Annotated in this window: 9 protein-coding genes; 8 read left to right on the forward strand and 1 reads right to left on the reverse strand. The window is 75.1% G+C overall.

Going from position 1 to position 13,240, the window contains the following annotated elements:
- Positions 1 to 57: 57 nt before the first annotated feature.
- On the forward strand, positions 58 to 1,035 hold the full coding sequence (locus ACZ5XZ_RS29625; RefSeq protein ID WP_468983387.1) for a LysR family transcriptional regulator: 978 nt from the start codon (positions 58 to 60) through the stop codon (positions 1,033 to 1,035).
- Here the strand turns inward: ACZ5XZ_RS29625 and ACZ5XZ_RS29630 are convergent.
- Complete coding sequence (locus ACZ5XZ_RS29630) at positions 1,032 to 3,128, reverse strand: asparagine synthase-related protein (protein ID WP_468983390.1); 2,097 nt, start codon at positions 3,126 to 3,128, stop codon at positions 1,032 to 1,034. The genes ACZ5XZ_RS29625 and ACZ5XZ_RS29630 overlap by 4 nt on opposite strands.
- 243 nt (positions 3,129 to 3,371) lie before the next feature.
- On the opposite strand from ACZ5XZ_RS29630, the gene ACZ5XZ_RS29635 reads away from it, so the two are divergent.
- The 7 genes from ACZ5XZ_RS29635 to ACZ5XZ_RS29665 all read left to right on the forward strand — a co-directional run bounded on the left by ACZ5XZ_RS29635 (position 3,372) and on the right by ACZ5XZ_RS29665 (position 12,938).
- Complete coding sequence (locus tag ACZ5XZ_RS29635) at positions 3,372 to 4,808, forward strand: nitrate/nitrite transporter (RefSeq protein WP_468983392.1); 1,437 nt, start codon at positions 3,372 to 3,374, stop codon at positions 4,806 to 4,808.
- Between the two features lie 236 nt (positions 4,809 to 5,044).
- The gene (locus ACZ5XZ_RS29640) at positions 5,045 to 6,235 is read left to right on the forward strand and encodes a uroporphyrinogen-III synthase (protein WP_468983395.1); all 1,191 of its coding nucleotides are present in this window, start codon (positions 5,045 to 5,047) and stop codon (positions 6,233 to 6,235) included.
- Between the two features lie 206 nt (positions 6,236 to 6,441).
- Positions 6,442 to 7,092 (forward strand): CGNR zinc finger domain-containing protein, encoded by a 651-nt coding sequence (locus ACZ5XZ_RS29645; protein WP_468983398.1) that lies wholly within the window; start codon positions 6,442 to 6,444, stop codon positions 7,090 to 7,092.
- Between the two features lie 100 nt (positions 7,093 to 7,192).
- A complete protein-coding gene (locus tag ACZ5XZ_RS29650) occupies positions 7,193 to 7,732 on the forward strand; it encodes a sigma-70 family RNA polymerase sigma factor (RefSeq protein WP_384437857.1) in 540 nt (179 codons plus the stop codon).
- The gene (locus tag ACZ5XZ_RS29655; protein WP_468983402.1) at positions 7,729 to 8,469 is read left to right on the forward strand and encodes an anti-sigma factor family protein; all 741 of its coding nucleotides are present in this window, start codon (positions 7,729 to 7,731) and stop codon (positions 8,467 to 8,469) included. The genes ACZ5XZ_RS29650 and ACZ5XZ_RS29655 overlap by 4 nt, the downstream gene beginning before the upstream one ends.
- 131 nt (positions 8,470 to 8,600) lie before the next feature.
- On the forward strand, positions 8,601 to 11,072 hold the full coding sequence (locus tag ACZ5XZ_RS29660; RefSeq protein WP_468983404.1) for a HelD family protein: 2,472 nt from the start codon (positions 8,601 to 8,603) through the stop codon (positions 11,070 to 11,072).
- Between the two features lie 432 nt (positions 11,073 to 11,504).
- Positions 11,505 to 12,938: an NAD-dependent malic enzyme gene (locus ACZ5XZ_RS29665; protein WP_468983406.1), complete on the forward strand. Its 1,434-nt coding sequence runs from the start codon at positions 11,505 to 11,507 to the stop codon at positions 12,936 to 12,938.
- The last annotated feature ends 302 nt before the right edge of the window (positions 12,939 to 13,240 follow it).

The raw sequence follows: 13,240 nt of genomic DNA on the forward strand, positions 1-13,240 counted from the left end.
TGCGTTGTCAATCGGGGTGCGGGGCGCGGCGGGGGCGGGCACTGCCAGGATGTCCGGATGCCGTTCGCCATCGATCCGCGTCTGCTCCGGGCGTTCGTCGCCGTCGCCGAGGAGCTGCACTTCACCCGCGCCGCGGGGCGGCTCTACGTCGCCCAGCAGGCGCTCAGCCGCGATATCCGGCGCCTGGAGCGGGAGTTGGGCGCGGCGCTGTTCGTGCGGACCACCCGCCAGGTGACGCTGACCGCGGACGGCGAGCGGCTGCTGCCGTACGCGCGGCGGGTGCTGGCCGCCCACGAGGAGCTGGCGGCCGCCTTCGCCCCGGCTCCCGAGCGGCCGCTGCTGGTCGATGTCGGGGTCCCGATCGGCACCGCCCACCGGGTGCTGGAGGAGGCCAGGGGCCGGGTTCCGGACAGCTGCGAGCTGGTCGCCCGCTTCCACAGCGGGCTGACGGGCGCGGCGGCGGAGCTCGCGGCCGGGCGGCTCGATGTCTCCTTCGGGCGGTACGCGGGCCTGCCGCCCGCCGTCCGGGCGGGCCTCGCACACCAGCCGGTGCGGCTGGAGCCGATGGCGGTGCTGCTGCGCGCGGACCATCCGCTGGCCGGGCACGCCGCGGTCCGGCTCGCGGAGCTGGCCGGCGAGACGCTGTACGCGGCGGCCGGCAACCCGCAGACCGCGGAGTGGACCCAGCTGGCGGCGCGGCTGTTCGCCGGGCGCGGTATCGCGATGGCCGAGCCGTTCCCGGAGATCGAGGGTTCGCAGGAGTTCGTGCGGGTGGTGCGCAAGCGCGGGTGGTCGGTGCTGGCGAGCGTGGAGTTCATCGAGGTGCCGGGGATGGTGCTGCGGCCGCTCGTCGACCCGGTGCCGCTGTCGCCGGTGTCGATGGTGTGGCGGCGGGGGCTGCGGCACCCCGGGCTGGGCGCGTTGCGGGCGGCGGCCGGGGAGTTCGCCCAGCGGGGCGGGTGGCTGTCCGTCCCCGGCGGCGGGTGGCTGCCGCCGGAGGACGCCCGGGTGATGGGGGTGGGCGGGGCTCTTTAGTTCCGGGCCGCGGGACGCGGACGCCGCGCCGGGACGCTGGGGGCCGGGCCCGGCGCCTCGGGCGCGGGGGTGCGGGCCGGGGTGTGCGCGCGGAGCCAGTACTCGGTGGCGAGGGTGGGATCCAGGGCGTGCGGGGACGGCTGGCGGGAGGTCAGGTGGTGCTTGAGGACGCCGGGCCGGATCAGGCCGCGTTCGGCGAGCAGCGAGTCCTCGCACAGGGCGGCCAGGGCGCCCCGGTGGGTGCGCAGCCCCGCCCGGGCCTCGGCGTCGGGCCCGACGCTGGTGCCGCGGGAGAGTACGGCGCCGGGGACGACGCCGCGCAGGGCGCGGGTCAGCAGCGGGGTGTGGACGCCGGCCCGGGTGCGGTCGGCGAGCCGCAGGGTGAGCGCCGCCTCGATGACGGCGTCGTCCAGGAACGGCGCCTCGTAGCCGATGCCGTAGGCGGAGGTCAGGGCGGCGATGCCGCGGACCGTCTCCCCGGCGCGGACGGCGGCCCGGACGGTTTCGTGCTGGGAGCGCAGCGGCGCGAACGGCTCGGGGACCTCGGCCGCGGCCTCGCGCAGCAGCCGGCGGACGACGGCGACGGCGTCCGGGTGCGTCCACGGCGGCAGGGCCGCACGGACCTCCCAGTCGGCGCCGGTGGTCCGGGGGCAGGTGGCGGCCACCCGTAGCGCGCCGCCGGCCAGCCACCGCGGGTAGGAGCGGCCGCCCAGCAGGGTGCGCAGGGTGTCGCGGGCCTTCCAGTGGCACAGGTGGTGGGCCGTCCAGGCGCGCCGGGCGGCGGTGCGCGGGTCGCTGCGGGCCAGGGAGTTGAGGGCCGCGGGGCGGTGGGCGAAGAGCGCGTCGCCGCCGACGCCGGCCAGGTGCAGCCGGGAGCCGCGCGCGGCGAGCAGGCGGGCGAGGTGGGCGAGGCGGGCGGCCTCGTGGAAGGCGGCGAGCGGGGCGGCCGGGTCGGCGGGGGTGGGGTGGCCGGGGTCGTCGGGCGGGGTGTACCAGGTGGGGGCCTCGGCGTACGGCAGGACCAGGTGTTCGCCGTCGCAGGGGCAGGACCGCCGGCAGCGGTCGCGGCCGGCCGGCTGTTCGCGCGGGTGGGGTACGGCGCCGGGGCGGGCCGCGGCGCGGGCGCCGCCGGTGGTGTCGGCGCCGCCGCGGTGGCGGCACCCCCAGGACGTGGTGAGCAGGTGGACGTCCTCCCGGGCCGCGAGGAAGGCGAGGCCGGCGGAGTCGGTGGTGCCGAAGAGGTCGGCGCTGAGCGTGCCGCCGCTGCCCGCCGCGCCGTGGGCGGCCCGCCGGACGCGGTCGGCGCGGGCGGCGACCGCGTCGGTCAGGGCCCGGCGCACGGTCTGCGCGGCCTGCTCCAGCGGGGCGTCCGGCTCCGGCGGCTGCCACCAACGGGCCACGCTGTGGCGCCCGTTGGCGTACAGGGTGAGGTGATGGCCCGGGGGTACGGCGCGCACCGAGCGCCACAGCGGGCGCAGGGCGAGGGGGAGCGGCGCGAAGGGGAACAGCAGGCGCAGCGCCAGCGACTCCTCGTCGACGAGGCCGGTACCGGGGGTGCCGGAGGGCGGTTGCGCGCCGGCCGCGGCGCGGGCGAGCGCGGCCAGGTCCTGGGGCCGGTTGCCGGCGACGGTGAGGCCGCCGATCCGGGCGTGGTGGAGGGGGTGGACGGTCGCGAGGTCGCCGCGGCAGCGCAGGTCGCCCTCGGCGGCGGTCAGCAGCACGTAGCTGCCCGGGATGCGGCGGGCGCGCTGCCCGATGCCGTCGAGGTGGCCGGGGCCGGGCAGCAGCCGGGCCAGCGCGCCGGGGTCCGCCGAGGTGGTGCCGAGCAGCACCGCGCGGCGCGGCCCGGCCTCGGCCGCCACCACCTCGTCGGCGGTCCAGCGGCCGACGATCCAGGGGCGCCCCGAGGGGTGGCGCAGGAGGTGTGCGGGCGGGCCGGCCGGCAGCAGACGGCACAGCGCCTGGCCGGCGGGGTGGTCGGGGAAGACGAGGAAATCCACGGTGGGGGAGCACTCCACTTGGTGCGCGGTGACGGGGCCCGGGCGCCGCCCGAGGCCGGGCACGGACCGTGCCGAGGGCAGGAAGCGGCGCATGGGACGGAAATCCTGACAGTGTCCACGTCAATATCCATTACCCCGAACGAGTGTGAATGGGGGCGTGCGAGGCATTTCAGGGCGTCTGTCGCCGGTGCGTACGCCGTGGCGTCCGCCGTCGCTCACGCACCGCCCCCGCTCCCGGTGAGCGCAAGGTTTCCGGGCGGTCACCTCCCTGCCACGGCGCCGGAAACCGGCCGTCCCTACCTTCGGGGCAGATGACCCGACTCCCTGGGAGGCGCGATGACGGCCGAGGCCGCGGGCACCCGTAGCGACAGTTCTGACCACGGCGGTACCGAGGCACGCACGCGGCGCGGCGGGCGGTGGATCGAGCACTGGGAGCCGGAGGACGAGGGGTTCTGGCGGGAGACCGGCGAGCGCGTCGCCCGGCGGAACCTGGTGTTCTCCGTGCTCTCCGAGCACATCGGGTTCTCCATCTGGAGCCTGTGGTCGGTGATGGTGCTGTTCATGGGGCCGCAGTACGGGATCGATCCGGCCGGGAAGTTCTTCCTGGTGGCGATGCCGACGCTGGTGGGCGCGGTGCTCCGGGTGCCCTACACCTTCGCGGTGGCGCTGTTCGGGGGGCGCAACTGGACGGTGGTCAGCGCGGCGATGCTGCTGGTGCCGACCGCGGCGGCCGCGGTGGTGATGGAGCCGGGCACCTCGTACACCACGTTCATGCTGGTCGCCATGCTGGCGGGGGTCGGCGGCGGGAACTTCGCCTCGTCGATGACGAACATCAACTCCTTCTTCCCGCTGCGCAAGAAGGGGGTCGCGCTGGGGCTGAACGCCGGCGGCGGCAACATCGGGGTGCCGGTGATCCAGCTGCTGGGGCTGCTGGTGATCGGGACGGCCGGGGCCGGGCACCCGCGGGTCGTGCTGGCCGTCTACGTGCCGCTGATCGTGCTCGCCGCGGTGCTCGCGGCGCGGTTCATGGACAACCTCGCCCCGGTGACGAACGACACCGGAGCGGCCCGCGACGCCGTGAAGGAGCCGCACACCTGGGTGATGTCGCTGCTGTACATCGGCACGTTCGGGTCGTTCATCGGCTACAGCTTCGCCTTCGGCCTGGTGCTGCAGATCCAGTTCGCCCGCACGCCCCTGCAGGCGGCGTCGCTGACGTTCGTCGGGCCGCTGCTGGGGTCGCTGATCCGGCCGGTCGGCGGGCGGCTCGCGGACCGGTTCGGCGGCGCCCGGATCACGCTGGGGAACTTCGCGGCGATGGGACTGGCCACCGGCGTGGTGATCTACGCCTCGGCGGTGCGGTCGCTGCCGGTGTTCCTCGTCGGGTTCATCGCGCTGTTCGTGCTGTCGGGGCTCGGCAACGGCTCCACGTACAAGATGATCCCGGGGATCTTCCAGGCCGAGGCGCTGCGGCGCGGACTGGTGGGCGAGGCGGCCGAGGCCCACGGGCGGCGGCTGTCGGGGGCGGCGATGGGGCTGATCGGCGCGGTCGGCGCGCTGGGCGGGCTGGGCATCAACCTCGCCTTCCGGCAGTCGTTCGCGGCGACCGGTTCGGGCACGCCCGCGTTCGTGTCGTTCCTGGCCTGCTACGTGGTGTGCGCCACGGTGACCTGGGCGGTGTACCTGCGCCCCGCGGCCCGCGCGCGGCGTACCGCGCCGGCGGGGACGGCGCCGGCCGCCGACGGGGAGCGGCGCCCGGTCTACGCGGAGGTCTGAGCCGGCCGGCGCGGCCGGCGGTCGTATCCAGGCCGCCGTGCCGCGCCCTTCGCCGGGCCTGGTACGCGGTGGCCGGAGCGGGCCGCCGCGCGCGGCGCCGTAACCGCGGGGAAATACTGGAGGACCGAGCCTGTCACGTGCCGTTGGCAGCCTTGGCACCCTGGCACCCCGTGCCGCCCGAGCCGCGGCGGCCGGTGCGCAAGCACGCAGCACAACCACTCTGGGCGGAGCGGGCCATGCACGATCAGCAGCACAAGCAGGGCGAACAGGGGCAGACGGAGCCGGCGAGCAGGCCGGCGGTCCGGCCGCTGGACGGCTTCACGGTCGGGGTGACCGCCGCCCGGCGGGCCGAGGAGCTGGGCGCGCTGCTGGAGCGGCGCGGCGCGCAGGTGCTGCACGCGCCCGCGCTGCGTATCGTCCCGCTGCCGGACGACGCCGAACTGCTCGCCACGACCCGGGACCTGATCGCCGACGCCCCCGACGTCGTCGTGGCGACCACCGCCATCGGCTTCCGCGGCTGGGTCGAGGCCGCCGAGGGCTGGGGCCTGGGCGAGGCGCTGCTGCACCGGCTGGCCGGTGTGGAGCTGCTGGCGCGCGGACCGAAGGTGCGCGGCGCGATCCGGGCCGCCGGGCTGACCGAGAAGTGGTCACCGGCCTCCGAGTCGATGGCCGAGGTGCTGGAGCGGCTGCTGGCGGAGGGTGTGGCCGGGCGCCGGGTGGCCGTCCAGCTGCACGGGGAGCCGCTGCCGGGGTTCGTCGAGGCGCTGCGGGCCGGCGGCGCGGAGGTGGTCGGCGTCCCCGTCTACCGCTGGATGCCGCCGGAGGACATCGGCCCGGTCGACCGGCTGCTGGACGCGGTGGTCTCCGGCGCCGTGGACGCGGTGACCTTCACCAGCGCGCCGGCCGCCGCGTCGCTGCTGAACCGCGCCGCGGAGCGCGGTATCCAGCCGGAGGTGCTGACGGCGCTGCGGCAGGAGGTGCTGCCGGTGTGTGTGGGGCCGGTGACCGCGCTGCCTCTGGAGGCGGCCGACGTCGCCACGCTCCAGCCGGAGCGCTTCCGCCTCGGGCCGCTGGTGCAGCTGCTGTGCCGGGAACTGCCCGGCCGGGTACGGCCGTTGCCGGTGGCCGGGCGGCGGCTGGAGATCCGTGGGCAGGCCGCCGTGGTGGACGGCGCGCTGCGGCCGGTGCCGCCGGCCGGGATGGCGCTGCTGCGCGCGCTGGCCCGCCGCCCGGGCTGGGTGGTCTCCCGCGCCGAGCTGCTGCGCACGCTGCCGGGCGCGGGCCGCGACGAGCACGCGGTGGAGACCGCGATGGCCCGGCTGAGGGTGGCGCTGGGCGCGCCCAAGCTGATCCAGACGGTCGTCAAGCGGGGGTACCGGCTGTCGCTCGATCCGCACGCCGACTCCGACAAGTACGACGCCCCTTAGGGGCTCGCGAACGGGCCAGGGCGCGTCCGGGGCGTCCCGCCGCCCGCCCGCGGCCGGGTGCCGTGCGGGCGGCCGGGCGGCGGCCGCCTTCCGGAGGGTTCCGGCCGGACCGCGCGCCGGGCACTCTGGGAGCACACGCGTGGTGGGTTCCCGGGGCCTTCTTCGGCCCCGACCCGCCGCAGAAGGCCCTAAGGAGTGACAGGCACATGGCGGCGCCTTGCGACCTGCGGTTCGACTGCGGGCGGATCTGCCTGGACCTGGTGGCCACGGCCGGCGGTGCCCCGGCCGAACGCCTCACCGGCCCCGAGCAGTTGACGGTCTGGCTGGTCGGCGCGGGGCTGGTGCCGCCCGGCGCCCCGCTGGAGGGCGTCGACGGCCGCTGGGTCGCCCGCTTCCGGGCGCTGCGCGAGCTGCTGCGCCGGGTGGTGCACGACGAACTGCGGGGCCGGGCGGCCGACGGCGACCTGACGCTGCTCAACTCCGCGGCCGCCTCCGGGCAGCCGCCCGCCGCGCGCGCCGTGCGCACCGCCGACGGCGCCCTGGCCCGTACGCTGCCCGGCCCGCCGGACTGCGCCGGGCTGCTGGCCGCGGTGGCCCGCGACGCGGTCGGGCTGCTGACCGACGCGGTGGCGCGGGGGCAGTTGCGCCAGTGCGCGGGCGAGAGCTGCTCGCTGGTCTACCTGGACACCTCGCGCGGCCGGCGCCGCCGCTGGTGCTCCAGCGAGGTGTGCGGCAACCGCGCGCGGGTGGCGCGGCACCGCCGGCGCACGATGGTGCGCCGCGGAGAGGCCGACGGGGCCCCGCCGTCCCGGGCCCCCGCCCCCGCCGCCGCGGAAAATATTTCGGCCGACCGCTGAACGCCCCGCCCGTAGCGTCCGTACTCCTCACCGCAAGTCCGATTCATGGCCAGGTCCCCGGCGATCTTGGGCGATCCTCGCTATCGACCCGGGAGTTGGAGTGCGTAAGGATGCCGTCGTGGCAGACAGGACGACACCTGACGAGGAGCTCATGCGAGCCCTCTATGACGAGCACGCGGGCCCGCTCCTCGCCTTCGTCCTGCGACTGGTGGCGGGCGACCGCCACCGCGCGGAGGACGTGGTGCAGGAGACACTGGTGCGGGCCTGGCGCAACGCCGAGCAACTGCAGCGCGCCACCGGCTCGATCCGCCCCTGGCTCGTGACCGTCGCGCGGCGGATCGTGATCGACGGGCACCGCAGCCGCAAGGCCCGGCCCCAGGAGGTCGACGCGACGCCACTGGAGATGATGCCCGCCACCGACGTGATCGACCGGGCGCTGCGCCTGATGACGATCTCCGAGGCGCTGGGCGACCTGAGCCAGGCCCACCGAGAGGCCCTTGTCGAGACGTACTTCAAGGAGCGTACGGTCAGCGAGGCGGCGGAGGTGCTGCGCGTGCCGGCCGGGACCGTCCGGTCCCGGGTCTTCTACGCGCTGCGCTCCCTGCGGCTCTCGCTTGAGGAACGAGGAGTGACGGAGTGACCCCGCCCACGCAGCCGGACCGGCACACCGACGTCGGCGCCTATGCGCTGGGCGTCCTGGACGCCGCCGACGCGGAACGGTTCGAGGCGCATCTGGCCGGCTGCGACCGGTGCGCCGCCGAACTGGAGCAGCTCATGGGCCTTACGCCGGTGCTGGCCGAGTTCAAGGCGTCCGCCCCCACTGTGGAGACGCTCACCGCCGTGCCCGGCCCCGGGCTGCTGGACGGGCTCCTCGACGAGGTCACCGAGGTGCGCCGCGGCCGCGCCCGGCGCCGGCTGTTCCTGGTCGCCGCCGCCGTCGTGCTGATCGTCGGCGGACCGCTCGCCGCGCTCTCCCTGAAGGGCGGCGAGCCTCAGAAGCCGGCGCCGCCGCTCGCCAGTGCCGTCCGGGCCCAGTACGCCGAGGGCGAGCAGGTCCGCTCCGTCGACCCGGTCACCAAGGTCTCGGCAGGCGTGTCCATGGCGCCCCGCACCTGGGGCACCCAGGTCGTCCTCGAACTCGCCAACGTCAAGGGGCCGCTCAGCTGCGACCTGGTCGCGGTCGGCAAGGACGGCCGGCGGCAGACCGTCACGACCTGGGCGGTCCCCCAGGGCGGCTACGGCATCGAGGGCAGCGCGGCGAAGTGGAACCGCGAGCCCCTCTACGCGGCCGGCGGCGCGGCCCTCAACCGCGGCGACATCGACCATTTCGAGATCAACACGCTGGAGGGCAGGCGCCTGGCCACCGTGAAGGTCTAAGACGCCCGACGTACCGCCCCGAATCAACATCCGACCAAATCCGCCCGACTTTGTCCCTTTCACCAGGTGCGCAGGGCCCCTGGTTCGCGTACGGTTGACGGCTGCCCTACGCACAGCAGAAGGGGGCCTGGGTGGCCGCGCAGAACGCCACGCACGCACCGGATCACGCATCGGATTCCGTTCGCGACCGCGAGATCGAAGCCGAGCAGACGCACCTGGACCGCGTCTACCGGCGCCTTGAGGAGAAGATCCACGAGGCGGAGTTCCTGATGGACGACGCCGCCAAGCGCGGCCAGGTCGGCACGCCCGGCGCGCTCGCCGAGCGCGACGCGCAGGTCTTCCAGGCCGGCGTCCATCTCCACCGCCTCAATTCCGAGTACGAGGACTTCCTCTTCGGCCGGATCGACCTGCTCCTCGGCAAGGACGGCAAGAAGGGCCCGGACGGCGCCTACACCTCCGTCGAGCCCGCCGACGGCGCCATCGAGGACAACCGCGCCGCGATCGCCGAGACGCTGCACATCGGCCGCCTCGGCGTGCTCGACGCGGACTACTCCCCGCTGGTCATCGACTGGCGGGCGCCGGCCGCCGCGCCCTTCTACCGCGCCACCCCGGTCGCCCCCGGCCGGGTCGTGCGCCGGCGCGTGATCCGCTCCAAGGGCCGCAGGGTCCTCGGCGTCGAAGATGATCTGATGCGCCCGGAGGTCACCGCGACGCTGGACGGCCGGGAGCTGCCGGCGATCGGCGACGGCGCGCTGATGGCGGCGCTCGGTCGGGCCCGCAGCCACACCATGCGCGACATCGTCGCCTCCATCCAGGCCGAGCAGGACATGGTCATCCGCGCCCCCGCCGCCTCCGTCACCGAGGTCGAGGGCGGGCCCGGCACCGGCAAGACCGCGGTCGCCCTGCACCGCGCCGCCTACCTCCTCTACCAGGACCGGCGCCGCTACGCGGGCGGCATCCTGATCGTCTCCCCGACGCCGCTGCTGGTCGCCTACACCGAAGGCGTGCTGCCGTCCCTCGGCGAGGAGGGCCAGGTGGCCATCCGGGCGCTGGGCTCGCTGGTCGACGGGGCCGAGGCCACCGCCTACGACCCGCCGGCGGTGGCCCGTATCAAGGGTTCCTCGCGGATGCAGAAGCTGCTGCGCAAGGCCGCCCGCGGGGCGCTGGAGCTGGCGGCACCGGCGGCCGGGCCGGCGCCCGCCGCCGCGGGGGACACCCAGCTGTCCCTGGAGGACCTGGCCACACCCGCACCCGCCCCCGGGGCCGGGTCGGGCCGCCGCAGCCGCGGCGCCGCCGCGCGGCCCGCCCCGGCCCGGCTGCGGGTCGTCGCCTTCGGCGCCCGCATCGAGCTGGACGCCGACGAACTGCACGCCATCCGGCAGTCGGCCCTCGGCGGCACCGCCCCGGTCAACCTGCTGCGCCCGCGCGCCCGCCGGCTGATCCTGGACGCCCTGTGGGCCAAGTCGGGCGCCGGCCGCCGCTACACCGACCCCGAGCTGGCCGCCGAGGCCCGTGAGGGCTTCGACGAGGACCTCACCACCGAGGCGGACTTCCAGGAGTTCCTCCAGTCCTGGTGGCCGGAGCTGACCCCGCGCGCGGTCCTGGCGTCGATGGCCGACGAACGGCTGCTGGGCCGCTGGGCGCGCCGCCTGCTCAACCCGCGCGAGGTGCGCCAACTCGCCCGCTCCCTGCGGCGGTTGGACGACCGCGGCCAGGGCCCGCTGTCGGTGCACGACGTCGCCCTGCTGGACGAGCTGCAGCTGATCCTCGGTGCGCCCGCACGCCCGCCCCGCCCGCGCGAGGCCGACCCGCTGGACCACCTGACGGGCCTGGAGGAGCTGACGACCTTCGCGGACCGCAGCGGCGCCGGCCGCGGCCGGCGCGAGCGGCTGGAGGAGGAGCGCACCGACTACGCCCATGTCATCGTCGACGAGGCGCAGGACCTGACGCCGATGCAGTGGCGGATGGTCGGCCGCCGTGGCCGGCACGCCACCTGGACCGTCGTCGGCGACCCGGCGCAGTCGTCGTGGTCCGATCCGGACGAGGCCGACCTCGCGCGCCGCGAGGCGCTCGGCACCCGCCCGCGCCGCCGCTTCACGCTCACCGTGAACTACCGCAACCCCGCGGAGATCGCCGACCTGGCCGGCAAGGTGCTGGCGCTGGCGATGCCCGGCATGCAGTCGCCGAAGGCGGTCCGCTCCACGGGCGTCGAGCCCCGCTTCGCGGTCGCCGGGGACGGGCAGGGGGCTGGCCGCGACGACGACGGATCGCTGGCGCGCGCCACGGTGGCACAGGCCGAGCGGCTGCTGGGCGAGGTGGACGGCACGGTCGGCGTCGTGGTGGCGATGAACCGCCGCGAGCAGGCCCGCCGTTGGCTGGCCCCGCTGGGCGAGCGGGTGGTGGCGCTGGGCTCCCTGGAGGCCAAGGGCCTGGAGTACGACGCCACGCTGGTGGTCTCGCCGGCCGAGATCGCCGACGAGTCCCCGGCCGGCCTGCGGGTGCTCTATGTGGCGCTCACCCGGGCCACCCAGCAGCTGACCGTGCTCTCCGCCGGGCGCGACGAGCCGGACGCGGCGGGGGTGCCGGACCTGCTGCGGGACTGAAAGGGCCGGGGGCGGACCGCCGTACGGGCGGTCTTGGAAATCGGTGCCCCACGACGGGATTCGCTTCCGGAGATGGTTTGTTAGCCTGGGTGACGGCACCGGCTCGATCCAAGCCCCCGGGCCCAACCATCGTCGCTACGAGCGACCACTTGCCGCGAGGCGAGCATGGCGGGTCGGTGTCGCCAACGTCGGCTGCGGGCGCCTCTCCACAGGGAGAGGCGCCCGCAGCCGTTTTCGCGTGGCGGTGCTCACGCCTGCGCCGAAGGGGTTCCGCCCGCACGATCATCTCTCGTATGGTGGAAGAAGTTTTCCGGTCCCGCCCAGTGCCTGCGAACAAAACGTTCGCAATACGGGGCGGCTACCACGTACTCGGCGGTAGGTGCGACGATCGGACGCGATCCAGCGACACGGTGAAAGCAGAGGAAGTCGGCCATGGCAACGGCGCCCAGCGTCTCCTACTCGATGACGGTCCGGCTGGAGGTGCCCGCGAGCGGAACCGCGGTCTCCCAGCTCACCACGGCCGTAGAGTCCCACGGAGGCTCGGTGACCGGCCTCGACGTCACCGCGTCCGGACATGAGAAGCTCCGCATCGACGTCACCATCGCGGCGACCTCCACCGCCCACGCCGACGAGATCGTCGAGCAGCTGCGAGGCATCGAGGGCGTCTCGCTCGGCAAGGTCTCCGACCGTACGTTCCTGATGCACCTCGGCGGCAAGATCGAGATGTCGTCGAAGCACCCCATCCGCAACCGCGACGACCTGTCCATGATCTACACCCCCGGCGTCGCCCGGGTCTGCCAGGCCATCGCCGACAACCCCGAGGACGCCCGCCGCCTGACCATCAAGCGCAACAGCGTCGCGGTGGTCACCGACGGCTCCGCGGTGCTGGGCCTGGGCAACATCGGCCCCAAGGCCGCGCTGCCCGTCATGGAGGGCAAGGCGGCCCTCTTCAAGCGCTTCGCCGGCATCGACGCCTGGCCGATCTGCCTGGACACCCAGGACTCCGACGCCATCGTGGAGATCGTCAAGGCCATCGCCCCCGGCTTCGCCGGCATCAACCTCGAGGACATCTCCGCGCCCCGCTGCTTCGAGATCGAGGCGCGGCTGCGCGAGGCCCTGGACATCCCGGTCTTCCACGACGACCAGCACGGCACCGCCATCGTGGTGCTCGCCGCGCTCACCAACGCGCTGCGCGTGGTCGGCAAGAAGATCGAGGACGTCCGCGTCGTGATGTCCGGCGCCGGCGCGGCCGGCACCGCCATCCTCAAGCTGCTGCTCGCCGCCGGCGTCCGGCACGCCGTCGTCGCCGACATCCACGGCGTGGTGCACGCCGGCCGTACGGACCTGGTCGACGCCGACCCCGACTCGCCGCTGCGCTGGATCGCCGACAACACCAACCCCGAGGGCGTCACCGGCACCCTGAAGGAGGCCGTGGTCGGCGCGGACGTCTTCATCGGCGTCTCCGCGCCCAACGTCCTGGACGGCGACGACGTCGCGAAGATGGCCGACGGCGCGATCGTGTTCGCACTTGCCAACCCCGACCCCGAGGTCGACCCCGCCATCGCCCGGCAGACCGCCGCCGTGGTGGCCACCGGCCGCTCCGACTTCCCCAACCAGATCAACAACGTCCTGGTGTTCCCCGGCGTCTTCCGGGGCCTGCTCGACGCCCACTCCCGTACGGTGAACACCGAGATGATGCTGGCCGCGGCCGGCGCCCTCGCGGACGTCGTCCTGGAGGACGAGGTCAACCCGAACTACATCATCCCCAGCGTCTTCAACGAGAAGGTCGCGGGCGCGGTGGCCGGGGCGGTGCGCGACGCGGCCAAGAGCGGCGACGGCGCTGTGACGGCCACCACGGCGGTCTGAGAACGGCGCGTCGCACGACACGCCCTCGTTGGGGGCCCCATAGGGTGGCGGGCAGTGTGTGGCCGCCGTCTTCTGGGGCCGGTACGAAGCGGGAACGGCACGGAGCGTCACCAGGTGCAGCCAGTGGCGCTTTTCGTGTGACCCTGCTGGGTGCCGGATTGGCTTTACCGCCGCAGGTAGGGGCAGGATGCGTAACCGGGCGAGAGGGTCTGGCACCAGACCTGGGTCCGGAAAGTGTCCGAGGACCCTGGCAGCATCGGCTTCGCTGTGCCCTACATGCGGCCAATGCCGCGTGGCACGCC

This window comes from Streptomyces sp. NPDC033270 (assembly GCF_055576575.1).

What these genes read in the sequence shown, in the direction of transcription:
- ACZ5XZ_RS29630 (WP_468983390.1), bottom strand. Translation starts at nt 3,128, where the DNA reads ATGCGCCGCTTCCTGCCCTCGGCACGGTCCGTGCCCGGCCTCGGGCGG.
- ACZ5XZ_RS29635 (WP_468983392.1), top strand. Translation starts at nt 3,372, where the DNA reads ATGACGGCCGAGGCCGCGGGCACCCGTAGCGACAGTTCTGACCACGGC.
- ACZ5XZ_RS29665 (WP_468983406.1), top strand. Translation starts at nt 11,505, where the DNA reads ATGGCAACGGCGCCCAGCGTCTCCTACTCGATGACGGTCCGGCTGGAG.
- ACZ5XZ_RS29640 (WP_468983395.1), top strand. Translation starts at nt 5,045, where the DNA reads ATGCACGATCAGCAGCACAAGCAGGGCGAACAGGGGCAGACGGAGCCG.
- ACZ5XZ_RS29645 (WP_468983398.1), top strand. Translation starts at nt 6,442, where the DNA reads ATGGCGGCGCCTTGCGACCTGCGGTTCGACTGCGGGCGGATCTGCCTG.
- ACZ5XZ_RS29625 (WP_468983387.1), top strand. Translation starts at nt 58, where the DNA reads ATGCCGTTCGCCATCGATCCGCGTCTGCTCCGGGCGTTCGTCGCCGTC.